20 protein-coding genes and 1 pseudogene are annotated in these 22,297 nt (G+C 73.0%); 14 read left to right on the top strand and 7 right to left on the bottom strand.

Annotation, left to right across the window (positions count from 1 at the left end):
* Window positions 1-46: 46 nt before the first annotated feature.
* Window positions 47-1,204: a D-alanine--D-alanine ligase family protein gene (locus AC07AZ_RS22440; protein WP_478850402.1), complete on the top strand. Its 1,158-nt coding sequence runs from the start codon at window positions 47-49 to the stop codon at window positions 1,202-1,204.
* A 51-nt stretch (window positions 1,205-1,255) separates the two neighbouring features.
* Here the strand turns inward: AC07AZ_RS22440 and AC07AZ_RS22435 are convergent, their stop codons facing one another.
* Window positions 1,256-1,756, bottom strand: a complete 501-nt coding sequence (locus AC07AZ_RS22435) for a DUF3515 domain-containing protein (RefSeq protein ID WP_478850400.1) — start codon at window positions 1,754-1,756, stop codon at window positions 1,256-1,258.
* Between the two features lie 20 nt (window positions 1,757-1,776).
* Window positions 1,777-2,010 (bottom strand): Lrp/AsnC family transcriptional regulator, encoded by a 234-nt coding sequence (locus tag AC07AZ_RS22430; protein ID WP_478850398.1) that lies wholly within the window; start codon window positions 2,008-2,010, stop codon window positions 1,777-1,779.
* Window positions 2,011-2,216: 206 nt separating this feature from the next.
* Between AC07AZ_RS22430 and AC07AZ_RS22425 the strand changes: the two genes are divergently transcribed.
* Window positions 2,217-3,182 carry a thiamine-phosphate kinase gene (locus AC07AZ_RS22425; RefSeq protein ID WP_478850396.1) on the top strand — a complete coding sequence of 322 codons (966 nt, stop codon included), beginning with the start codon at window positions 2,217-2,219 and terminating at the stop codon, window positions 3,180-3,182.
* Window positions 3,179-3,994, top strand: a complete 816-nt coding sequence (gene thiD / locus AC07AZ_RS22420; RefSeq protein WP_478850394.1) for a bifunctional hydroxymethylpyrimidine kinase/phosphomethylpyrimidine kinase — start codon at window positions 3,179-3,181, stop codon at window positions 3,992-3,994. Before AC07AZ_RS22425 ends, thiD begins: the two co-directional genes overlap by 4 nt.
* Window positions 3,995-4,182: 188 nt before the next feature.
* On the opposite strand, the gene rpmB is transcribed toward thiD, so the two are convergent.
* A complete protein-coding gene (gene rpmB / locus AC07AZ_RS22415; protein WP_004924906.1) occupies window positions 4,183-4,368 on the bottom strand; it encodes a 50S ribosomal protein L28 in 186 nt (61 codons plus the stop codon).
* Between the two features lie 247 nt (window positions 4,369-4,615).
* Here rpmB and AC07AZ_RS22410 point away from each other — a divergent pair, with 247 nt between their 5' ends.
* The gene (locus AC07AZ_RS22410; RefSeq protein ID WP_478850392.1) at window positions 4,616-6,334 is read left to right on the top strand and encodes a DAK2 domain-containing protein; all 1,719 of its coding nucleotides are present in this window, start codon (window positions 4,616-4,618) and stop codon (window positions 6,332-6,334) included.
* Window positions 6,335-6,987: 653 nt separating this feature from the next.
* Here AC07AZ_RS22410 and AC07AZ_RS22405 read toward each other — a convergent pair.
* A complete protein-coding gene (locus AC07AZ_RS22405; protein WP_478850390.1) occupies window positions 6,988-9,915 on the bottom strand; it encodes a tetratricopeptide repeat protein in 2,928 nt (975 codons plus the stop codon).
* Window positions 9,912-11,774, bottom strand: coding sequence for an HSP90 family protein (locus AC07AZ_RS22400; RefSeq protein ID WP_478850388.1), 1,863 nt, complete (start codon window positions 11,772-11,774; stop codon window positions 9,912-9,914). The genes AC07AZ_RS22405 and AC07AZ_RS22400 overlap by 4 nt, the downstream gene beginning before the upstream one ends.
* Window positions 11,775-11,940: 166 nt before the next feature.
* On the opposite strand from AC07AZ_RS22400, the gene recG reads away from it, so the two are divergent.
* The 8 genes from recG to mutM all read left to right on the top strand — a co-directional run bounded on the left by recG (window position 11,941) and on the right by mutM (window position 19,670).
* Window positions 11,941-14,148 carry an ATP-dependent DNA helicase RecG gene (gene recG, locus AC07AZ_RS22395; RefSeq protein WP_478850386.1) on the top strand — a complete coding sequence of 736 codons (2,208 nt, stop codon included), beginning with the start codon at window positions 11,941-11,943 and terminating at the stop codon, window positions 14,146-14,148.
* A gap of 499 nt (window positions 14,149-14,647) precedes the next feature.
* The gene (gene rsmD / locus AC07AZ_RS22390; protein ID WP_478850384.1) at window positions 14,648-15,232 is read left to right on the top strand and encodes a 16S rRNA (guanine(966)-N(2))-methyltransferase RsmD; all 585 of its coding nucleotides are present in this window, start codon (window positions 14,648-14,650) and stop codon (window positions 15,230-15,232) included.
* Between the two features lie 26 nt (window positions 15,233-15,258).
* Entirely contained in the window at window positions 15,259-15,738 is a 480-nt protein-coding gene (coaD, locus tag AC07AZ_RS22385) for a pantetheine-phosphate adenylyltransferase (RefSeq protein ID WP_478850656.1), read from the top strand.
* A gap of 98 nt (window positions 15,739-15,836) precedes the next feature.
* Window positions 15,837-16,904, top strand: a complete 1,068-nt coding sequence (locus tag AC07AZ_RS22380; RefSeq protein WP_478850382.1) for an ATP synthase F0 subunit B — start codon at window positions 15,837-15,839, stop codon at window positions 16,902-16,904.
* A 150-nt stretch (window positions 16,905-17,054) separates the two neighbouring features.
* Complete coding sequence (locus AC07AZ_RS22375) at window positions 17,055-17,708, top strand: YceD family protein (protein ID WP_478850380.1); 654 nt, start codon at window positions 17,055-17,057, stop codon at window positions 17,706-17,708.
* A 2-nt stretch (window positions 17,709-17,710) separates the two neighbouring features.
* On the top strand, window positions 17,711-17,884 hold the full coding sequence (rpmF, locus tag AC07AZ_RS22370; protein ID WP_007493396.1) for a 50S ribosomal protein L32: 174 nt from the start codon (window positions 17,711-17,713) through the stop codon (window positions 17,882-17,884).
* A 19-nt stretch (window positions 17,885-17,903) separates the two neighbouring features.
* Window positions 17,904-18,713 (top strand): ribonuclease III, encoded by an 810-nt coding sequence (rnc, locus tag AC07AZ_RS22365; RefSeq protein ID WP_478850378.1) that lies wholly within the window; start codon window positions 17,904-17,906, stop codon window positions 18,711-18,713.
* Between the two features lie 93 nt (window positions 18,714-18,806).
* Window positions 18,807-19,670, top strand: coding sequence for a bifunctional DNA-formamidopyrimidine glycosylase/DNA-(apurinic or apyrimidinic site) lyase (mutM, locus tag AC07AZ_RS22360; RefSeq protein WP_478850376.1), 864 nt, complete (start codon window positions 18,807-18,809; stop codon window positions 19,668-19,670).
* Between the two features lie 80 nt (window positions 19,671-19,750).
* Here the strand turns inward: mutM and AC07AZ_RS22355 are convergent, their stop codons facing one another.
* Window positions 19,751-20,167: a winged helix-turn-helix transcriptional regulator gene (locus tag AC07AZ_RS22355; protein WP_478850374.1), complete on the bottom strand. Its 417-nt coding sequence runs from the start codon at window positions 20,165-20,167 to the stop codon at window positions 19,751-19,753.
* Window positions 20,168-20,261: 94 nt separating this feature from the next.
* Here AC07AZ_RS22355 and AC07AZ_RS22350 point away from each other — a divergent pair.
* Window positions 20,262-20,414: pseudogene (locus AC07AZ_RS22350) on the top strand (NADPH-dependent FMN reductase); the annotation flags it as partial.
* A gap of 63 nt (window positions 20,415-20,477) precedes the next feature.
* Here the strand turns inward: AC07AZ_RS22350 and AC07AZ_RS22345 are convergent.
* Window positions 20,478-21,698 carry a CAP domain-containing protein gene (locus AC07AZ_RS22345; RefSeq protein ID WP_478850372.1) on the bottom strand — a complete coding sequence of 407 codons (1,221 nt, stop codon included), beginning with the start codon at window positions 21,696-21,698 and terminating at the stop codon, window positions 20,478-20,480.
* A gap of 170 nt (window positions 21,699-21,868) precedes the next feature.
* Here AC07AZ_RS22345 and AC07AZ_RS22340 point away from each other — a divergent pair, with 170 nt between their 5' ends.
* On the top strand, window positions 21,869-22,150 hold the full coding sequence (locus AC07AZ_RS22340) for an acylphosphatase (protein WP_478850370.1): 282 nt from the start codon (window positions 21,869-21,871) through the stop codon (window positions 22,148-22,150).
* Window positions 22,151-22,297 lie beyond the last annotated feature (147 nt).

Raw genomic sequence — 22,297 nt, 5'->3', positions numbered from 1 at the left:
GCGGACGCTGTATCCGCGCACTACCAACGGGTACTCTCAAGCCGATATGAGCACCGAGAACCTCTCCCAGAGCCCTGAGCCGTCGCCTCGCAAGCCGCGCGTGGCCCTCGTGTTCGGCGGACGCAGTTCCGAACACGGGATCTCCACGGTCACCGCCGGCGCCGTCCTCAAGGCCATCGACCGGTCCAGGTACGAGGTCCTGCCGATCGGCATCACCCAGGAGGGCCGCTGGGTGCTCACCGCCGACGCTCCCGAGCGCATGGCGATCACCGACCGCCGTACACCCGGGGTCCGGGAGCTCGCCGAGTCCGGCGAGGGCGGCGTGGTGCTCCCCGTGGACCCCGAGAACCGTGAAGTCGTCTACAGCGAGCCCGGATCGGTGCCCAAGGCGCTCGGCGAGGTCGACGTCGTCTTCCCGGTCCTGCACGGCCCCTACGGCGAGGACGGCACCCTGCAGGGTCTTCTGGAGCTCTCCGGTGTCCCCTACGTCGGCGCGGGAGTGCTCGCCTCGGCCGTCGGCCAGGACAAGGAGTACATGAAGCGGGTGTTCACCTCCTTCGGGCTCAAGGTCGGCCCGTACGTGGTGATCCGGCCCCGCGAGTGGGAGCGTGACCGGTCCGCCGCCCGCAAGAAGATCGTCGACTTCGCCGGCGAGCACGGCTGGCCGCTGTTCGTGAAGCCCGCACGCGCCGGCTCCTCGATCGGCATCACCAAGATCGACGACCTCTCCGGGCTCGACGAGGCGATCGCCGAGGCGCAGCGGCACGACCCGAAGATCCTCGTGGAGGCCGCGGTCACCGGCCGCGAGATCGAGTGCGGGGTGCTGGAGTTCGAGGACGGCCCGCGTGCCTCCGTGCCAGCCGAGATCCCGCCGCCGGACGCGCACGCCTACTACGACTTCGAGGCGAAGTACATCGACTCCACGCCCGGCATCGTGCCGGCCCCGCTCTCGCCGGAGGAGACGGCCGAGGTGCAGCGTCTCGCGGTCGAGGCGTTCGAGGCGGCCTCCTGCGAGGGGCTGGTGCGCGCGGACTTCTTCCTCACCGGGGACGGGGAGTTCGTGATCAACGAGATCAACACGATGCCCGGCTTCACCCCCATCTCGATGTACCCGGCGATGTGGCAGGCGAGCGGGATCGGCTACGCGGAGCTGGTGGACAGGCTGATCCAGGCGGCCCTGCGCCGCTCGACGGGCCTGCGCTGACCGACGTACACCCCGGGCACCCGCCCCGGACGCGCGCCGCGTGGCTCCACCTCAGTCGGCGATCCCCGCGGGGATCGCCTTCTTCACGGCCGGGGCCAGGTCGACGAGCACACCGGACGTGTCCTGCCCCCCGGCCACCGTGACCTCGACATACGCGCTGCGGTTGGCCGTCGTGAACCGGTACGCACCGTCGTCCTGCTTCTCCATCAGCCAGTCGACGCCGTCGACCCCGCCCGCCATCGCGTCCGGGTCGCTTCCCGTGGCGACCTTCGGATCGATCATCTTCGGCGGCTGGACGACACCGCAGCGCAGTATGATCGCGGCACTTCCCCAGCCCGCGGTCAGCGCGGAGGCGGGCTCGGGGTCCTCGCGGCTCTCACCGTTCACCTTCGCCGGCAGTGCCTCGTGCAGGTTCCCGCACAGTTTCGCGACTTTCGCGTCCGGGCTGGGAACCGCCGCCGAGCCGCTGTCGTCTGCCGGGGAGCAGCCGACAGCGGCGATCAACAGGGCGAGTGCGGGCGGACCGATCGGCCGGAGGCGAGAGAAGTGCACCGGCCAAGGGTAGACGGGGGCTACAGATGCACCACCGGACAGGTCAGGGTGCGCGTGATGCCGTCCACTTGCTGGACCTTCGCGACCACCATGCGGCCGAGATCGTCGACGGTGTCGGCCTGGGCGCGCACGATCACGTCGTACGGTCCGGTGACGTCCTCGGCCTGGATGACTCCAGGGATCTTGCTGATCTCTTCGGCGACGGTCGACGCCTTGCCGACCTCCGTCTGGATCAGGATGTACGCCTGTACCACGGAACCTCCAGGGCGGCCACGAGGATCATGTGGGGAAAAGGAACGCCACGGTATCGCGTCGCCGCTCGTCACGGGGAGACCCGCGGCGAGCGCGGCCCCCGCGCCGGGGTACGGGCGCGACGGAAGTTGACGGTCACCTCGACCGTAGCGAGGACAGAGATGCAGCGCGAGCGGGCACGGACAGGGACAGAAGGGGCATCGAAGCGATGAAGGGCACGGTCGGTGAACTCGGCGAGTTCGGGCTCATCCGGGAGCTCACCTCCCGCCTCACCACCACCCCGGCGGTCCGGGTCGGTCCCGGCGACGACGCCGCGGTGGTCGCCGCGCCCGACCGCAGGGTCGTGGCCAGCACCGACATCCTGCTGGAGGGCCGGCACTTCCGGCGCGACTGGTCCACGGCGTACGACGTGGGGCGCAAGGCGGCCGCACAGAACCTCGCGGACATCGCCGCCATGGGCGCCGTACCGACCGCCCTGCTGCTGGGTCTGGTCGTGCCCGCCGAACTCCCGGTGACCTGGCCTACCGAGATGATGGACGGCCTGCGCGACGAGTGCCAGGTCGCGGGCGCGTCCGTGGTCGGCGGCGACGTCGTGCGCGGCGACACCATCATGCTGTCGATCACCGCGCTGGGTGACCTGCGCAACCACGAGCCCGTGACCCGGGGGGGCGCCCGGCCCGGCGACCTCGTCGCCGTCACCGGCTGGCTGGGCTGGTCCGCGGCCGGGTTCGCGGTGCTCTCCCGCGGCTTCCGCTCGCCGCGCGCCTTCGTGGAGGCGCACCGGCGCCCCGAGCCGCCGTACCACGCGGGACCGGCCGCCGCCGGGCTCGGCGCGACCTCGATGTGCGACGTGAGCGACGGTCTGATCGCCGACCTCGGGCACATCGCGGAGGCCAGCAAGGTCCGCATCGACATCCGCTCGGGCGCGATCGACATCCCGTCCCAGATGAACGACATCGGGCAGGCCGTCGGTGTCGACCCCATGCAGTGGGTGCTGACCGGGGGAGAGGACCACGCGATCGTCGCCACCTTCCCGCCGGACGTGAAGCTGCCGGCCCGCTGGAAGGTGATCGGCGAGGTGCTCAACCCCTCGGCGCTGCCCCAGGTCACCGTCGACGGGGCGCCGTGGACCACGAAGGGCGGCTGGGACCACTTCGGGGACATCGAGCCGTGAGCGCGGCCGGTGCTCCGCCGAGGGTCCTGACGGTCGCCGGCTCCGACTCCGGCGGCGGCGCCGGCGTCCAGGCCGACCTGAAGACGATGCTGGCGCTCGGCGTGCACGGCATGAGCGTGATCACCACCGTCACGGCCCAGAACTCGCTGGGCGTGCAGGGGGCGTGGGAGCTTCCGGTGGCGGCGGTACGGGCTCAGTACCGCAGTGTCGCGGACGACATCGGCGTCCAGGCGGTCAAGACCGGGATGCTCGTGTCGGCCGAACTGGTCGAGGCGGTGGCCGAGTTGATCGGCGCCACTGACGTGCCCACGGTGGTCGACCCGGTCGGCGCCTCCAAGCACGGCGACCCGCTGCTGGCGGACTCCGCCCTGGACTCCGTACGGAGGCGGCTGCTGCCCGTGGCGACCGTGGCGACCCCGAACCTCGACGAGGTGGCCCAGCTCACCGGCGTGCACGTGACGTCGGAGGAGGACCTGCCCCGGGCGGCGGCGGCCGTGCTGGCGTTCGGGCCGCGGTGGGTGCTGGTCAAGGGCGGCCATCTGGCCGGAGACGCCGTCGATCTCCTCACCGACGGCTCGGCCGAGCACTGGCTGCGGGCGCCCCGCCACGACAACCGGCACACCCACGGCACGGGCTGCACCCTGGCCTCGGCGATCGCCTCCCACCTCGCCCGGGGGCGGACCGTCCCGGAGGCGGTCACGGCGGCCAAGGAGTACGTCACGGGAGCGATCACGGCCGGGTTCCCACTCGGCGGGGGCATCGGTCCGGTGGACCACGGCTGGGCCCTCGGCCGGAGGACACCCGCGCGGTGAGGGCCGTGCTGCCCGCCCCGGCCGTGGCCCGTCACGGCGACGGGCCCCACAGCCCGTTCACCCGGCTCCGGGCACAGCAGAAAGCCGGTCCACACCAGGTGGACCGGCTCTGTGCGGCGAACCAGCAGTGGCCGCGCGTGATGGAGGTTCCCCCACCCCGGCGTGAGCCGGGGACAGGGGAAAATGCGTCAGCGCGAGACCTTGCCGGCCTTGATGCACGAGGTGCAGGCGTTCACGCGCTTCGGCGTCCCACCGACCACGGTACGCACACGCTGGATGTTCGGGTTCCAGCGACGAGGCGTACGACGGTGCGAGTGCGAGATGTTGTTGCCGAAGCCCGGCCCCTTGCCGCAGACGTCGCAGTTGGCAGCCACCGGTCACTCCAAAGACTTCAGATGCACTTACGGTTGATTCCGGCATGCCGGAATCGGATCGAGGATCTGAGTGGGCGGTGCCGGGGGAGAGCCCGATCTGCATCGGGCAACCGGAGCAGCATACAACGACTGCGCCAGCACAACGAAACTACCACGGCTCCTCAGGGGGCGGCCCCACGCCCTCTTCCGGTGGACACCGCTCCGGGGTCTACGCTGCCTCCCACGTCCAGCAGCTCAGGAGGCGCAGGTGGCGCAGGTGCCGCAGACATTCTTCGATGCTCTCGCGGTGCGCACCTGGTGCGGTCTCGCGCTCGAAGCGCTCGGGCGGGCCCGCGAGGAGATCGACGCGATCAACGTCTACCCCGTGGCGGACGGCGACACCGGCACCAACCTGTATCTGACCGTGGAGTCCGCCGTCACCGCCGTGGAAGCGGTGTTCGCGGGGCACGAGATGGGCTCCGCGGGAACGGCGGCGGGCGGTGAGCCCTCGCTGTCCGACGCCGTCGGGGCGATGGCCCACGGGGCGCTCATCGGGGCGCGCGGCAACTCCGGCACGATCCTCGCGCAGCTGCTGCGCGGCATGGCGCGGATCCTCGGCGCCGGCGGTGAGGCGACTCACACCGACGCGGAGGGCCTGCGGCTCGCCCTGCGGCACGCGGCCGACTCCGCCCGCCAGGCCGTGGCCCACCCCGTCGAGGGCACGGTTCTCACGGTGGCCTCCGCCGCCGCCGACGCGGCCGGCGAGGCGGCCGGGGGCGCCGCGGGCGACTGCGGCACGGTCGCCCGCGCCGCCTACGAGGGCGCCCGTACGGCGCTGGCCGCCACCCCGGACCAGCTCACCGTGTTGCGGCGGGCCGGAGTGGTCGACGCGGGCGGCCGGGGGCTGGTGGCGGTCCTGGCCGCGCTGGTGGAGGCGCTGACCGGGGAAGCCCCCCGAGCCGTCGCCCGCGGGCACGTGCGCGAAAACACGGACCCGGGCGGGGCCGGCGACCCCGCCGACGGACACGACCCCGGTGTCCCCGCCGGCACCCCGGACAAGGGCGGCCCCGCCTTCGAGGTCATCTACCTCCTGGAGGCCGACGACCCGGCCGTCGCCCGGCTGCGGGCCCGGCTGGACGCCCTCGGGGACTCCCTCGTCGTGGTCGGCGGCGACGGGCTGTGGAACGTGCACGTCCACGTGGACGACGCGGGCGCCGCCGTGGAGGCGGGCGTCGAGGCCGGGCGGCCGTACCGCATCCGGATCACGCACTTCGGTGCCGGCGACGTCCACACCACCGGCGCCGAGCGGCCGCCCCGGGAGCGGACCCAGCGGGCCGTGGTGGCGGTCGTGCCCGGCGAAGGACTGGCCGGGCTGTACACGGAGGCCGGCGCGACCACGGTGCTCGCGCGGCCCGGGGAGCCGCCCGCGAGCGGTGAACTGGTGGAGGCCGTACGGCGGGCCCACGCGCGCGAGGTGGTACTGCTGCCCAACGACGCGGAACTGCGCCACACCGCGGCGGCGGCGGCCGAGCAGGCCCGCGCGGACGGCATCCGGGTGGCGCTGATCCCGACCCGTTCCGCGGTCCAGGGCATCGCGGCGCTCGCCGTGCACGAGCCGGGGCGCCGCTTCGACGAGGACGTCGTGGCCATGACCTCCGCCGCGGGCGCCACCCGCCACGCCGAGGTCGTCGTCGCGGAACGCCAGTCGTGGACCATGGCCGGCATCTGCCAGGCCGGCGACGTGCTCGGCCTCATCGACGGTGACGTCGCCGTCATCGGTTCGGACATCACCGTCACCGCCGAGATCGTCCTCGACCGGATGCTCTCGGCCGGCGGCGAACTGGTCACCCTCGTCCTCGGCGACGAGGCCCCCGAACCCGTCGCAGCCCACCTGGAGACCCGCGTCCGCGAGGCGTACCTGGCCGTCGACACGGTGGTGTACCGGGGCGGCAGACAGGGAGCGGTGCTCCTTATCGGGGTGGAGTAGCGGGAGGTGCGGTGCGGTCGGCGGTGCGGCTCCGGCCGGGCGCTGCCTGTCCGGTGACTTCCGGGATGGAGGGCGCCGTCTCGTGGCGGGCCGCGGTGTCCTGGGGGTGGCGGGTCGCGCCGACTCGCTGCGGCCGGCTGGGGCGCCCTCCTGTGACCTGCCGGGTGGTCGGACTCAGGCCCGTGTCGCCTGGGGTGCCCCACCGCCGGGAAGGTCGGGGCGGCTGTCGGCGAGCGCGGCTGAGGGATGGGGACCCGGGGTCGGCCTCCGGGGCGGCCGGGCCCGGTCCGGTCCGGGGGGAGCAGGCTTGCGCTGTGTCCGGTTGTTCCGGTCGCCCTGTCGGGCGGGTGGTTCCGGGCGCGGCGGGTGAGGTGGCTGGTCGGGCGGGTGGCTCACGGCGCGGTGGGTGAGCGGCCGGTAGCGGGCACGGCCGGCGACGCGGCTGTCGGCCGGTGCCGCCGCCGTCGCGGTTCCCCCGGGGGCGTCCGTGCGGCCGGCTCCGGGCCGGCCCCTGCCGGGCCGGCCTGGTGTCCTGCGCCGGAAGGTCCTTGGCAGTGCCGGCCGAGCCGCGGACGGTCGACGCGGCCGGGAGGCGGCGGGAACCCGATCGCTGAGACGGGACAGTTCCACCGACGGAACTCAGGCGCAGGACATCAGAGGGTCGTCGTCTCCTCCTCGACCGCGTCGAGGAGTTGCCGTGCCTCCGTGCGGCGGGAGCGGGACGGGTCGTCCTCTGCGGTGGGGTAGGCCGCCAGGACCGCGCGGGCGAGGGCGGCCGCCTCGGCGGGGCGGCTCAGGTCGGCCGCCAGCCAGCCGGCCGCGAGTTCGGCGCCGGTCCGGCTGTGGCGGCCCTCGTCGCCGAGCCGGGTGAACACGGCGATCGCCTCGGTCATCCGGCCCAGGGCCTCCTCCAGCGCGGCGCGGATCGCGTCGTCCTCGGCGTCCTCCGCGGCCGACCGGGCGAGCAGGTCGCCGAACTGCCGCTGGGTGTGCCCGAGTTCCGCGACGAGTCGCTGCCGCGCCTCCTCGTCCTCCGCGCCGGGCAGCGCCGCCTCACACTCCTGGGCCGCGGCCGCCATCAACTCCCTTGCTCCGTCAGGGCCGTCGTCCGTGCCCAGCGCGAGCCACGCGCGGGCGCGCAGGGCCCGCACCAGCCCGTGGACGTTGCCCAGGGCGCGCCACAGCTCGCCCGCGCGCGCGTAGGCCCGGTCCGCCTCGGCCGGCAGGTCCGCGTGGCCCAGGGACTCGGCGGCGAGGTGGGCCAGCGTCGCGTGGTCGTGCTGCTCGGGCCAGTGCCGGGCGATCTCGGCGGCCTGGAGCCTGTGTTCGGCGGCCGCACGGTGTTCGCCGAGCTCGCTGAGACAGTCGCCGAGCCACCACCGCGTCTGTACGACCGCGCCGTCGCCGTGCGTCTCGGCGGTCAGGTCGGGCAGCGCCGACTCCAGCACCTCCGCGGCCTCGGCCCACCGCTCCTGGAGCAGCAGGAACCCGCCGAGCTGCTGTCGTGCCCAGGCGCCGAGGGTGGGGCCCTCGCCGGCCTCGTCGGCCCAGTGCGCCGCCTCCAGGGCGTGTCCGGCGGCCTCCTCGGCCAGTCCCCGGCCGCCGACGACCTCGGCGAGCTGCAGGTTCAGCTGCGCGCGGCCGGTCGCCTCCAGGTGCGGACCGCCGTGCTCCAGGGCCGCGCGCAGGGCCCGTTCGGCCTCCACGATGTCGCCCAGGTGGTGCGCGAGTCCGGCCAGCCGGGCCTCGTACTCCACCGCGAACCACGGCAGTCCCGCCCCGACGAACGCGGCCGCCGCCGCCGCGAACAGTTCCGTGGCCCGTTCCAGGTCACCGGTGCGCGCCGCCAGTTCCGCCAGCATCGCCTGCGCCTCGGCGGCCCGCGCGGCGAGCCGTACGTCGTCCCCGACGTGGCCGTCCACCAGTGCCAGTACCTCCCGCGCGGCCGTCTCGGCGTCGGCCAGGACCGCCGGGGTGGCCGCGTCCTCGGCCGCGTGCACCCGCCGCAGCAGGATCCGCGCCCGTCCCATCAGCACGGCCGCCGTCTGCCGTACGCCCGTGCCGCCCCCGGCGTAGAGCGCGAGGACGTCGTCGTAGGGCTCGGCGACCGCCGCGAGTGCCTCCTCCACCTCGCCCGACAGGGCGCGTACGTACGCCGCGCGCGTACGCGCCGCCAGGCACTCGCCGGGGTCGCCCGCCTCCGCGTACAGCTCGGCGGCCCGCTCGAACAGCGCGACGCCCTCGGGCCCCCGGCCCATGGCCTCGTGGTCGGCGATCTCCGCCCGGTCGCGTGCCTCCAGTTCCAGGCCCTCCGCCGCCTCGGCGGCCGCCGCCCACGCCTCCACCGCGTGGGGCCGCAGCGTGTCGGACAGCCGCCGCGCCTCGGCGAGCAGGGCGGCCGCCTCCGGCGCCGCCCCGGCCGAGGGCGTGCGGGCCGGCGGCGGCGCGGTCGGCGTGACGGCCGCCCGCGCCGACCGCACCCCGAGCGGCAGCCGCTCCACCAGCGGGCGCCGCGCCATACGCGCGCGTGCCCGCTCACTGACGTACGACGTGCCGTTGCGCTCGTCGAAGCGCGCGGCCAGAGCGAGCGCCTCCCCGCGCGCGTGGGCGGCGAGTTCCCGCGCGGTCCACGCCCGGCCGGCCGGACCGGGCACCTGCCGGTCGCCGTGGCCGAGCTCGGCCAGCCGGTCCATGAGCAGGGCCACCACCGCCATGAACTCCAGCTTGCTGCGCGGATGACCGTCGTCGGTGAAGTACGCGGGCCGCTCCGCGAGCAGCTCAAGCCCGCGCGCCTCGTTGCCGGTCAGCGCGCAGAACTCGACGTGGTCCGCGTAGGCGCCGCGCATGCTCTCCATGGCCCGTACCAGGCGGAAGCCCCGCAGGTGGTTGGCGCGCGCCTCGTCCGTGCGGCCCAGCCGCAGCAGCGGCGCCAGCGAGGAGGCGAGGACCGTGTGCGGTTCGTGCGCGCAGGTGAACTCGCCCTCCAGGACCGGCCGCCACAGCTCCAGCGCCTCCGTGTCCCGGCCGCGTCGCGCCTGCCACCAGCCCTGCCCGTGCAGCTCGCACGCGTGGCAGTCGGCCATGGTGTCCCGGTCGGCGGCGAGCCAGGCGTCGTACGCCCGCTCCGCCCGCCCCAGGTCGCCGACGTGCGCGGCGACGCTGAACTCGGCTCTGCGCACCGCCCGTTCGGAGTGCCCGGCGAGCCGGTAGCGGTGCTCCATCTCGCCGAGCCACTTCTCGACCGAGGCCAGCGGCACGTGCGGCTGGTCCAGCATCCCGGACGACATCCACTTGAAGACCCAGTGCAGCGAGTGGACCTCGTACTCGTCGAAGTCCTCGGGCCGCTCGTCCCACATCCGCAGCAGACGCGCGAAGGGGACGAACATCCGGTCCTTCTCGGAGCTGTAGTTGTAGACCTTCAGCTGGTGCCCGAGTGCCTCGATCACCGCGAGCGGGATGTTCAGCTTCTCGGCCTCGGCGAGCAGCACCTCAGCGCGCGCGTTGCGGGCCGGCCCCTCCGGCTGCTCGGCGTTCTCCGCCATCGCCCGGCGCAGCGCGTCGAAGTCCGTGATCGCGCTCATCGGCGGTCGTCCTCGCTGGAGTCGGATTGGGGGTGGGTGGCCCATTCGAGGAGGCCGATGAACGCCCGGTTCAGCAGCGCGGAGTCCGCCGGACGCAGCGGGCGCTGCGCCATCAGCAGGGCCTGCCCGTACAGCGACTCCGTGGCGGTGCCGATGAGTTCCGGGTCGCCCAGCGAACTGATGCGCCGGATCAGCGGGTTGAGGTGGTTGAGCACCAGACGCGCGCGCGGGGCGCTGCCGCGCAGCGAGCCGAGGATGCCCGCCCACAGGTCGTCGGCCTGCTCCTCGGCCTCCGCGCGGGCCTGTTCGTGCCGGGCCGTGCGGTCGTCCAGGTGCAGCGCGGGCACGGAGAGCGGATGGAAGGCGCGCAGCACGACGTCGCAGCCCAGGGGGTCCAGCCGGGTCCGCGCGGCCGCCAGGAAACCGGCCAGGGCCAGCTCCTCGGCCGGGTCGACCGCGTCGAGATGGGCGGTCACGGTGTCGGCGTCCAGTTCGGCGACGACCGTGCCCGGCCGTACCGAGGGCAGCGCCTCGACCAGGTCACTGTCGTAGGTGTAGCCGCCGTTGACCACGCCGACGCCCTGCGCCGACGCGATCGGCGCGACCTGGCGGTACTCCTCGACGGTCCGGGTGAAGTGCACCACCGGGTGCCGCTGCGCGAACTCCTCCAGGGACAGCCGCCCGTCGGTCGTCTCGAAGGGCAGCCACGGCAGCATCGTGCGCAGCATCTCCGGATCGTGCCGGGCGAGCGACTTCACGCCCAGATGGTGCACGGACAGGAACGCCGCCAGCCGCTCGGGATCCCCCGCGGCGAGGCCGGTCAGCCAGGACCGGATCCGCTCGCCCAGCGCCTCCCGTACGGCGGCCAGCGTCTCGTCCTCGTACAGCGACTCGCGGGAGGCCGTCGGCCGCAGACTGTCGGTGTCCAGGACGCAGCGCACGAAGAACGCCCAGTCGGGCAGCAGCTGTTCGGCCCGCTCGGTCAGCAGCATCCCCTTGAGGTGGACGCGATGGCCGGCGCGCTGCGCGGGACTGACCGCCGACGGCAGGACGTACGCCGTGCCGCGGACGCCGGCGAGCGGCACCGCCAGGTCGATGGAGTCCAGCGGGGTGAAGCCGAACAGGTCGTGGCAGTGCCGCGCCAGGGCCACCCGGCGGGTGGCGGGACTGGGATACGCCCGGTCCCAGGGCGCCGGCAGGTCGGTGACCGCCTCCTCACCCACCCGCACGTCGTAGGGCAGCAGCGACCCGAAGTCCCGCGCCAGGGCGAGGACGCGCCCCTCGGACAGCCACTCCGCGGCCCCGGCCCGCGCCACCAGGTGCACGGTGGTGCCCGGCTCGGGGCGGGCCTCGTCCGGCAGCGTCCGCACGGTGTACGAACCGTCGTCCGTCGCCGTCCACTCGACGGGCGGCGCGTCGGGCGTACGGGCACTGCGGCTGACCACCCGGATCCGCTCGGCCACCACGAAGCAGGCCAGCAGACCGATGCCGAACTGGCCGAGGAAGTCGGAGCGGACCTCCCGCAGGCCGTCGGCGCGCTTGGAGCTGCGCCCGATGGTGGCCAGCAGACTGTGCACGTCCGACTCGGTGAGCCCCACGCCCGTGTCCTCGACCCGCAGGGCGACACCCGCGCCGCCCGCACCGCGTTCGACGTGCAGCCGCACCCGCGCCGGGGCGTCGGGCTGCTCGGCCCGCCGGGCGGTGATCGCGTCGACCGCGTTCTGCAGCAGTTCGCGCAGGTAGACCTTGGGGCTGGAATAGAGGTGATGGGAGAGCAGGTCCACCAGACCGCGCAGGTCGACCTGGAAGGAGTGAGGTGACAAAGATGCCTGGGATGCCTGTGAGGTCTGGGAGTCCATCGTCGCAGCGCCGGTGGGGGGAGGGGCGTCGGCGCGGGGTCGGGCGGTCCCATGTGAGGTGGTGACCGCGGGGATGGCCGGAGGCGCGCCATCCTAGAGCCCGAACCAGCCGTCTGACCAGGGGTTTCCCAGGGCGTATACGGGAATGTCAGTGCCGTGGTGTGCAATGGATCTCGTGCCCGCGCTGGAAGAACCACTGAAGAAGGTGCTCGGCCCCGCCACCGCGAAGGTGATGGCCGAGCATCTCGGCCTGCATTCCGTCGGCGACCTCCTGCACCACTACCCGCGCAGATACGAGGAGCGCGGCCAGCTCACCCACCTCGCCGAACTCCCCATGGACGAGCACGTCACGGTGGTCGCCCAGGTCGCCGACGCCCGGCTGCACTCGTTCGCCTCCGCCAAGGCCCCCCGGGGCAAGGGCCAGCGCCTCGAAGTGACCATCACCGACGGCAGCGGCCGGCTCCAGCTCGTCTTCTTCGGCAGCGGCGTCCACAAGCCCCACAAGGAACTCCTGCCGGGCACCCGCGCGATGTTCGCGGGCAAGGTCTCCGTCTTCAACCGGCGCCTGCAACTGGCCCACCCGGCCTATGAGTTGCTGCGGGGAGAAGAGGGGGAGCCGGTCGAGACCTGGGCCGGCGCGCTCATCCCGATCTACCCCGCCACCGCCAAACTGGAGTCCTGGAAGATCGGCAAGGCGATCCAGACGGTGCTGCCCAGCGCCCAGGAGGCCCTCGACCCCCTGCCGGACTCGCTGCGCGAGGGCCGCGGCCTCGTCTCCCTCCCCGAGGCCCTGCTGAAGATCCACCGCCCGCACACCAAGGCCGACGTCGAGGGCGCCAGGAACCGCCTGAAGTGGGACGAGGCGTTCGTCCTCCAGGTCGCCCTGGCCCGCCGCCGCCATGCCGACGCCCAGCTGCCGGCGGTCCCGCGCCGGCCCCGGCCGGACGGCATCCTCACCGCCTTCGACGACCGGCTGCCCTTCACCCTCACCGAGGGCCAGCTCAAGGTGTCCAAGGAGATCTTCGACGACCTCGCCGAGGAACACCCCATGCACCGGCTGCTCCAGGGCGAGGTCGGCAGCGGCAAGACGATGGTGGCGCTGCGCGCCATGCTCGCCGTGGTCGACGCCGGCGGACAGGCCGCGATGCTCGCGCCCACCGAGGTCCTCGCCCAGCAGCACCACCGGTCGATCGTCGAGATGATGGGGGAGCTGGCCGAGGGCGGGATGCTCGGCGGCGCCGACCGGGCCACCAAGGTCGTGCTGCTCACCGGTTCCATGGGGGCCGCCGGCCGGCGGCAGGCGCTGCTCGACCTCGTCACCGGGGAGGCCGGCCTCGTGATCGGCACCCACGCGCTGATCGAGGACAAGGTCCAGTTCCACGACCTCGGGCTGGTGGTGGTCGACGAACAGCACCGCTTCGGCGTGGAGCAGCGCGACGCCCTGCGCGGGAAGGGCAAACAGCCGCCGCACCTGCTCGTCATGACGGCCACGCCCATCCCGCGGACGGTCGCGATGACCGTCTTCGGCGACCTGGAGACCTCGGTCCTCGACCAGCTGCCGGCCGGGCGCTCGCCGATCGCCAGCCATGTCGTCCCCGCCGCCGACAAGCCGCACTTCCTGTCCCGGGCCTGGGAGCGGGTGCGCGAGGAGGTGGACAACGGCCATCAGGCCTACGTCGTCTGCCCCCGCATCGGGGACGACGTCGACGAGGCGGGGACCGCGAAGAAGAGCAGGTCCGCGGAGGACGACGCCGAGAAGCGCCCGCCCCTCGCCGTCCTCGACGTGGCGGCCCAGCTCGCCGAGGGGCCGCTCCGGGGCCTCGCGGTCGAGGTGCTGCACGGCCGTATGCACCCCGACGACAAGGACGCGGTGATGCGCCGCTTCGCGGCCGGCGAGACCCACGTGCTGGTCGCCACCACGGTCATCGAGGTCGGGGTCAACGTGCCCAACGCGACCGCCATGGTGATCATGGACTCGGACCGGTTCGGCGTCTCCCAGCTGCACCAGCTCCGCGGCCGCGTCGGGCGTGGCTCGGCCCCGGGGCTGTGCCTGCTGGTCACCGAGATGCCCGAGGCGAGCCCGGCCCGCCAGCGGCTGAACTCCGTCGCCGCCACCCTCGACGGCTTCGAGCTCTCCCGGATCGACCTCGAACAGCGCCGGGAGGGCGACGTCCTCGGCCAGGCCCAGTCCGGCACCCGCTCCAGCCTGCGGATGCTCACCGTCATCGACGACGAGCAGATCATCGCCGAGGCCCGCGAGGAGGCGGCCGCCCTGGTCGCCGCCGACCCGGACCTCACCCGCCTCCCCGGCCTGACCACGGCCCTGGCCGCCCTCCTCGACGAGGAGCGGGAGCAGTACCTGGACAAGGGGTGACGCCGGCGCCGCGCCGCGGTCAGTCGACCGGCACGAGGAACACCTCGCGGCCGATGCCCACCGGGGCCGTGCCGCCGGGCCGGGACCTGTGTCACCGGGTCGGGCCTGTGCCGCTGGGTCGGGCCTGTGCCGCCGGGCCGGATCCGTGCCGCCGGGTAGCTGGGCCGGATCTGTGCCGCCGGGCCGGGACCGTGCCGCCGGGCCGGGACCTGTGTCACCGGGTCGGGCCTGTGCCGCCGGGTAGGGACCTGTGTCACCGGGTCGGGCCTGTGCCGCCGGGCCGGGACCTGGGTCTCCGGGGCGGGCCTCTGCCGCCGGGCCGGGACCTGGGTCTCCGGGCCGGGAGCCACGCCACAGGACCGAACCCGTGCCACCGGGCCCCGCACCTCGCGCCGACGGCCCGTCCGTCGCCGGCCGCCGCCGCCTGCCAGACTGGATCCGTGAGTTTCCGCACGACAGCGCGCCCCACCGCAACCACACCCACGAACGAGGACCCGAGATGACCCGCGTGATCGCCGGCGCAGCCGGCGGACGCCGTCTGTCCGTCCCCCCGGGCAACGGCACCCGCCCGACGTCCGACCGCGCGCGCGAGGGACTCTTCTCCACCTGGCAGTCCCTGCTCGGCGGCCCGCTGGACGGCGAGCGGGTCCTCGACCTGTACGCGGGTTCGGGCGCCGTCGGCCTGGAGGCGCTGTCCCGCGGCGCCGGGCACACCCTGCTGGTCGAGGCCGACGCCCGGGCCGTGCGCACGGTCCGGGAGAACGTGAAGAGCCTCGGTCTGCCCGGCGCCGAGGTCCGCGCGGGCAAGGCCCGGCAGATCATCCAGGAACCGCCCGCACAGCCGTACGACCTGGTCTTCCTCGATCCGCCGTACGCCGTGTCGGACGACGATCTTCGGGAGATCCTGCTCACACTCCGCACGGAGGACTGGCTCGCGGCGGGAGCGCTCGTCACGGTGGAGCGCAGCACCAGAGGCGGCGAATTCCGCTGGCCGGCCGGTTTCGACGCGATCCGGGCCCGTCGCTACGGCGAGGGAACGTTTTGGTACGGTCGCGCCGCCTCTACGTGCGAAGACGCACGATGACCGGACCGGAGAGCGAGGGATCTCAGTTGCGCCGCGCCGTCTGTCCCGGGTCGTTCGACCCGATCACCAACGGACACCTCGACATCATTGGCCGCGCCTCGCGTCTCTACGACGAGGTCTACGTCGCCGTGATGATCAACCAGTCCAAGAAGGGCCTGTTCGAGATCGACGAGCGGATCGACCTGATCCGCCGGGTCACCGCCGAGTACGGCAACGTCGTCGTCGAGTCCTTCCACGGCCTCCTCGTCGACTTCTGCAAGCAGCGCGAGATCCCCGCCATCGTCAAGGGCCTGCGCGCCGTCAGCGACTTCGACTACGAGCTGCAGATGGCCCAGATGAACAACGGCCTCTCGGGCGTGGAGACCCTCTTCGTGCCCACCAACCCGACCTACAGCTTCCTGTCGTCGTCGCTGGTCAAGGAGGTCGCCACCTGGGGTGGCGACGTCTCCCACCTGGTGCCCCCGGAGGTCCTGGAGGCCCTCACCGGACGCCTCGGCAAGGAATGACGAACTGACGGGCCGTCACCCGCTGTCGGGCGGACACCCCGTGGCCGTACAGTCGTCCCGTCCGTCTCCAACACAGCTGTAGAGAGTGGCGAGCACAGGTGGACGTGCAGAAGAAGCTCGACGAGATCGTCGCGATGGTCTCCGGCGCCCGGGCCATGCCCATGTCGGCCTCGTGCGTGGTCAACCGCGCCGAACTGCTCTCGTCGCTGGAGGAGCTGCGCGAGGCGCTGCCCGGCTCCCTCGCGCAGGCGCAGGAGCTGATCGGCGGCCGCGAGCAGATGGTCGAGCAGGCCCGCCAGGAGGCCGAGCGGATCATCGAGCACGCCCACGCCCAGCGCGGCTCCCTGATCTCCGACACCGAGGTCGCCCGCCGCTCCCAGGCCGAGGCCGACCGCATCCTGGCCGAGGCCCGCAAGGAGGCCGAGGACGTCCGCGCCGAGGCCGACGACTACGTCGACTCCAAGCTCGCCAACTTCGAGGTCGTCCTCACCAAGACCCTCGGCTCCGTCGGCCGCGGCCGCGAGAAGCTCCTCGGCACCGGACCCGGCGTCGACGAGCAGGGTTATGAGGACGAGGACGCTCCCGAGCGCAGCCACGACCCCGAGACCCTGCGCCGCAACGCCGACGACTACGTCGACGTCAAGCTCGGCGCCTTCGAGGCGGTCCTCGCCAAGACCCTGGAGGCCGTCGGCCGCGGCCGGCAGACCCTGCACGGCCGGATCGCCTCCGACGAGCTCGGCGCCCTCGCCGACGACCCCACGACCGTCCAGCACTCCAGCGACGCCGACTACCTGGCCGACCTCGCCGCCATGACCGACACCCCGGCCGAGCAGCCCCGCCGGCAGGACCGGCAGCAGGACTACGCCCAGCAGCCGCAGCCCGCCTACGGCTACCAGCAGCCCGATCCCTACGCGGCCGGCTACCCGCAGCAGGACTACGCCCAGCAGCCCGACCCCTACGGCTACCAGCAGCAGGCCGACCCCTACGCCTACCAGGGCTACGACGCCCAGCAGGCCGCCGGGTACGACCCCGACGCCGTACAGCAGCACCAGCAGGACTACGGCCGGCAGCAGCCGCACGCCCTCGACGAGACCAGCCTGTTCGACACCGGCATGATCAGCGCGGAGCAGCTGCGGGCGTACGAGCAGGGCCGCGGCAACGGCTGAGCCCCCGCGGGGGACGGCCGGGAGCACCGGATTGGGACCTGAGCGAAAGGTCCAGTATCCTGGCTCTTCGGTCGCGTGTACGTCCGCGATCAGCGCTGCCCGGCAACACCGAAGGGCGGCGTCCCACGAGCTCAGAGATCGAAAGCAGGAATGGCCCTGAACGCCCGCCTCGACCACCGCAACCCTCTCGTGTTCGACACACACGAGCTGGGCCGGCGGCCCGGTGCGCAGCAGCGCCTGACCCGCGAGATCGACGCTCCTTCGGATCTCGGGATCCAGGGAGTCGTCGGAGTGCCGGAAGGCGCCCCGGTGAAGCTCGACCTCCGGCTCGAGTCGGTCATGGAAGGTGTGCTCGTCACAGGCACCGCCCGTGCGCAGGCCGAGGGGGAGTGCGTAAGGTGTCTGGAGCCGCTCGGGCTGAAGCTCGAAGCGGACTTCCAGGAGATGTTCTCGTACCCTGACGCCGACGACCGGGGCCGTGTGAAAGCGGAACCGGCCGACGACGCCGAGGAAGACGAGGACATGCTTTTCCTCGAGGACGGCCTGTTCGACCTCGAGCCCGTGCTGCGTGATGCGGTGGTGCTCGCACTGCCGATGCAGCCGGTGTGCCGGGAGGACTGCCCGGGTCTGTGCTCCGAGTGCGGAGCGCGACTCGCGGACGACCCGGCCCACCACCACGATGCCGTCGACATCCGTTGGGCGGCACTGCAGGGACTCGCCGGTTCATTCGGAGACGGCGAGAAGGACGAGATGAGCGGCGGCGCGCCTCGATCAGCACGCGCCGACGAGAAGCAGGAGAAGTAGCCGTGGCTGTTCCGAAGCGGAAGATGTCGCGCAGCAACACGCGCCACCGCCGGTCGCAGTGGAAGGCTGCGGTCCCCACCCTGGTTGCGTGCGAGCGCTGCCACGAGCCCAAGCTGCAGCACATCGCGTGCCCGTCTTGCGGCACCTATAACAAGCGCCAGGTTCTCGAGGTCTGAGCGGCTGGTGAGAGGTCTGATGTCTGACGCCACGGCGGAATCCAGCGCCAAGAAGAAGGCGGAGAACACAGCCTCGTCCCACACGCTTCTGGAAGGGCGGCTCGGCTACCGGCTCGAGTCCGCCCTTCTGGTGCGTGCGCTGACCCACCGCTCGTACGCGTACGAGAACGGCGGTCTGCCCACCAACGAGCGCCTGGAGTTCCTCGGGGACTCCGTCCTCGGCCTCGTGGTGACGGACACGCTGTATCGCATCCACCCCGACCTGCCCGAAGGCCAGCTGGCCAAGTTGCGGGCCGCGGTGGTCAACTCGCGTGCACTGGCGGAGGTCGGCCGCGGCCTCGAACTCGGCTCCTTCATCCGGCTCGGCCGGGGCGAAGAGGGCACGGGTGGCCGGGACAAGGCATCCATTCTCGCCGACACCCTCGAAGCGGTGATCGGCGCGGTCTATCTCGACCAGGGCCTGGAAGCGGCGGGCGAACTCGTCCACCGTCTCTTCGACCCGTTGATCGAGAAGTCCTCGAACCTCGGAGCCGGCCTGGACTGGAAGACCAGTCTCCAGGAGCTCACCGCGACCGAAGGACTCGGTGTCCCCGAGTACCTGGTCACGGAGACCGGCCCCGACCACGAGAAGACCTTCACTGCTGCCGCCCGCGTCGGAGGCGTCTCGTACGGCACCGGCACCGGCCGCAGCAAGAAGGAGGCGGAGCAGCAGGCCGCGGAATCCGCGTGGCGGTCCATCAGGGCCGCGGCGGACGAGCGAGCCGGCAACGCGGCGGCCGAGAAGGCCGCCGAGCGGGACGGCGAGAGCCCGTCGTCCCTCTCCGCCTGACCGAAACAGCGCGACCCGAGCGCCCGCCCCCGCCACGGGGGCGGGCGCTCGACTCATCCACCGGTTCGTGAAGTTCGTGAACGGGAGAGCGCCATGCCCGAGTTGCCCGAGGTCGAGGTCGTCCGGCGCGGTCTGGAGCGGTGGGTCGCCCACCGGACCGTCACCGAGGCCGAGGTGCTGCACCCGCGCGCGGTACGCCGTCACCTCGCCGGCGCGGACGACTTCACCCACCGGCTCAAGGGCCATCGCGTCGGCACCCCCAGCCGGCGCGGCAAGTACCTGTGGCTGCTGCTGGAGGACACCCGTCAGGCGGTCCTCGCGCACCTCGGCATGAGCGGCCAGCTCCTGGTCCAGCCGCACGAGGCACCCGACGAGAAGCACCTCAGGATCCGGGTGCGGTTCGCGGACGATCTGCACACGGAACTCCGCTTCGTCGACCAGCGCACCTTCGGCGGACTGTCCCTGCACGACACCACGCCGGACGGGCTGCCCGACGTCATCGCGCACATCGCCCGCGACCCCCTCGACCCGCTCTTCGACGACGAGGCCTTCCACCAGGCGCTGCGCCGCAAGCGCACGACCATCAAACGGGCCCTGCTGGACCAGTCGTTGATCAGCGGTGTCGGCAACATCTACGCGGACGAGGCCCTTTGGCGGGCCCGCGTCCACTTCGAGCGTCCGACCGCGAACTTCACCCGGCCGCGCACGGCCGAACTCCTGGGCCACGTACGGGACGTGATGAACGCGGCGCTCGACGTCGGCGGCACCAGTTTCGACAGCCTGTACGTCAACGTCAACGGCGAGTCCGGCTACTTCGACCGGTCGCTCGACGCGTACGGGCGGGAGGGGCTGCCGTGCAGGCGCTGTGCCACGCCGATGCGCCGGCGCCCCTGGATGAACCGGTCCAGCTACTTCTGCCCGCGGTGCCAGCGGGCCCCGCGCGTCACGCAGGGCTGACGTCACGCGTCACCGGAGCCGGCGGTGGGCGCGATGCCCGGCGCCGTGCCCGCCCGGGCGGCGCGTGTCCCGGAAGCCCGTCAGACCGGCTTGGAGAGCCCTTCCCGGCGCGTCTCGTCGTAGCGCTCGCGTGCCGCGAGCACGTCGTCCATGTTCCCCTCGACGAACTCGATGAGGGTGATCAGACGCTCGGCGACCGCGCGACCCAGCGGGGTCAGCTCGTAGTCCACGCGGGGCGGGTTCGTCGGCTGGGCGTCGCGGCGCACCAGACCGTCGCGCTCCAGCGCGTGCAGCGTCTGTGACAGCATCTTCTCGCTCACGCCGTCTACGCGGCGACGCAGCTCGTTGAAGCGGAACGAGCCCTGGTGCAGGGCGCCGAGCGTCAGAGCACCCCAGCGGCCCGTGACGTGCTCCAGGGTGCCGCGCGAGGGGCAGGCCTTGGCGAACACGTCGTACGGGAGGTCGCGCACCTCCGTGGGCTCCTGCGTGATGTTCATGTGTCAAGAGTACGCGAAGGTAGCGCTAACCACCAGGTTGCACTAACCAGAAGTTAGTGCTCACCTTTTCTCATCGCTGACGAGCTGCCGTTTCCGCCTCGGCGTCTTCGCTGGCGCCGCCGCCCAGACCAACGTGGACGAGGGCCCGGAGGCCGTCCACAAGGCGGACGTGGCGACGGCGGAGCACCTCGGACGCCGGGTGGCGGAAACCGCGACGGTCTTCCGCTACGGCCGCCCGGCCGCCTGAGTCACCGGTCCGGCCGCCGGTCGGGGTGCCCTGACCGGGGTGAACCGCCCCGGTGCCGTGAGGCTAGTAGCCGAAGTCCTGCGTCCACCAGGGGCCGCCCGAACCGAAGTGCACGCCGACGCCCAGCGTCTTGAAGTCGCAGTTCAGTATGTTCGCCTTGTGGCCGGGGCTGTCCATCCAGGCTTCCATCACAGCGGCCGCGTCGGCCTGGCCCCGGGCGATGTTCTCGCCGCCCAGGCCGGATATCCCCGCCTTCTCGGCACGGTCCCAGGGGGTGGCCCCGCTGGGGTCGGTGTGGTCGAAGAAGCCCTCGGCGGCCATGGCGTCGCTGAAGTCCGTCGCCAGGCCTGACAGCGCGCTGTTGGCGGACAGTGCGCTGCAGCCCACCTTCGCCCGCTCCTCGTTGACGAGCGCGAGCACCTCGGCACCGGCCTGGGCCTCCGCCGACACCGTCACCGGGGCGCTGGTCTGCTCGGGAACCTTGGTCGCCGCCGCCGGAGGCGTGGCCTTGGCCTTCTTGCTCGGGGTCGCCTTCGGCTGCTTCGCCGGCTTCTTGGTCGGCGCGGCCGACGCCGAGGCCGACGGGGCCGGGGCGGACGGCGTCGGGGAGGCGGCCCGCTGGGCGTCGCGGCTCGTCGCCGAACCGTCGTCGCGGCTGCCGGTGGCGGTGCCGCCCGCGTCGCCGGAGGTGCCGCCCTGCTCGCTGGCGCTGTTGGTCGGCGAGTCCGCGGCCTGGACCTTCTCACCGCTGGAGGTGGTCCCGCCGAGCTTGTAGTTGTCGAGGCCGGGTACGGCGCCGGTGGCGACCGCGACCGTGCCGAGGGCCACCGCGGCGGACACCCCGAGCAGTCCGGTGCGGACCGGCGTCACGGTCCTGCGCTTACGGCGGTGCGAGCGTCCGCGCCGGGAGCCGCCGGGGGCGAAGCCCTCGTCGGGGAAGACCGTGGCGAAGTCGTCGTCCGTGGCGAAGAGGTAGGCGGCGCTCCGGGCGGAGGCCTGGACGTGCACCTCGTCGGTCACGGCGTAGGGCTCGGCGAGCGGCTCGGGGTCCGGGACGGGCTCCTCGGCGGGGCCGCCGGTGTTCAGGTAGGGCGCGATGCCCATCGTGCCGCGGTCGTCCGCGTACGCGCCCCGCTGCCGGGGGACGTAGGGGCTCTCCGCGCGGTCGAAGCTGTAGGAGTCCAGCGGATCGTGGCTGCCGGTGTACGAGTCGCGCGTCTGCGTGACCCCCGTGGCGCGGCCCGTGGCGGCGCGGCCGGCGGCGGAGCGTCGGTGGCGTCCCATGTCCTTGCCTTTCCTCATCCTCGGCGGTCGACGCGTCCCCCCGGTCAACCAAACTCACGAAACTCACACGATCAAGTGAGTTTCGTATGAGATTCACTGGGTGGGGACGGTACCGCATGACGCAAGGGGGGGAAGTGCCCGGAGGGACATTGCCCGGTTAGGTTGCACCCATGAGCGAGGACGTACGGCTGGTGGCCTGGGTGCGCGGACGCGTGCAGGGCGTGGGTTTCCGCTGGTTCACGCGGGCCAAGGCCCTGGAGATCGGCAGCCTGAGTGGCTTTGCTCTCAATCTGGACGACGGACGCGTCCAGATCGTCGCCGAGGGCCCCCGGCCGGGGTGTGAGGGTCTCCTCGGCTGGCTCCGCGGCAGCGACACGCCCGGCCGCGTGGATGGCGTCACCGAGATCTGGGACACACCCCGCGGCGGCTACGAGGGCTTCGCCATCCGCTGAGACCCTCCGCCGGGACGCCCCGCCGGGGGCCGGCGGGCGGCCCCCGGGCGCCCGCGTCCGGCGGGAAGTGCCTGGTGGTTGCCGAGAATCGCTTGCGCCGACGGGCTCGGCACGCCAGGATGATCGCCACGCCCTCAGGGCCCGTTC

Source organism: Streptomyces sp. NPDC043878 (genome assembly GCF_056435735.1).
The sequence above is the reverse complement of the archived record's forward strand: the minus strand, read 5'-3'. Positions and strand labels throughout refer to the sequence as shown.

Bases quoted from the DNA above. Each gene is read 5' to 3' on its own strand.
- AC07AZ_RS22440 (WP_478850402.1), top strand. From the start codon at position 47: ATGAGCACCGAGAACCTCTCCCAGAGCCCTGAGCCGTCGCCTCGCAAG.
- AC07AZ_RS22425 (WP_478850396.1), top strand. From the start codon at position 2,217: ATGAAGGGCACGGTCGGTGAACTCGGCGAGTTCGGGCTCATCCGGGAG.
- AC07AZ_RS22400 (WP_478850388.1), bottom strand. From the start codon at position 11,774: ATGGACTCCCAGACCTCACAGGCATCCCAGGCATCTTTGTCACCTCAC.
- AC07AZ_RS22375 (WP_478850380.1), top strand. From the start codon at position 17,055: ATGGCCCTGAACGCCCGCCTCGACCACCGCAACCCTCTCGTGTTCGAC.
- AC07AZ_RS22405 (WP_478850390.1), bottom strand. From the start codon at position 9,915: ATGAGCGCGATCACGGACTTCGACGCGCTGCGCCGGGCGATGGCGGAG.
- AC07AZ_RS22355 (WP_478850374.1), bottom strand. From the start codon at position 20,167: ATGAACATCACGCAGGAGCCCACGGAGGTGCGCGACCTCCCGTACGAC.
- rnc (WP_478850378.1), top strand. From the start codon at position 17,904: ATGTCTGACGCCACGGCGGAATCCAGCGCCAAGAAGAAGGCGGAGAAC.
- recG (WP_478850386.1), top strand. From the start codon at position 11,941: ATGGATCTCGTGCCCGCGCTGGAAGAACCACTGAAGAAGGTGCTCGGC.
- rsmD (WP_478850384.1), top strand. From the start codon at position 14,648: ATGACCCGCGTGATCGCCGGCGCAGCCGGCGGACGCCGTCTGTCCGTC.
- mutM (WP_478850376.1), top strand. From the start codon at position 18,807: ATGCCCGAGTTGCCCGAGGTCGAGGTCGTCCGGCGCGGTCTGGAGCGG.
- AC07AZ_RS22340 (WP_478850370.1), top strand. From the start codon at position 21,869: ATGAGCGAGGACGTACGGCTGGTGGCCTGGGTGCGCGGACGCGTGCAG.
- AC07AZ_RS22345 (WP_478850372.1), bottom strand. From the start codon at position 21,698: ATGGGACGCCACCGACGCTCCGCCGCCGGCCGCGCCGCCACGGGCCGC.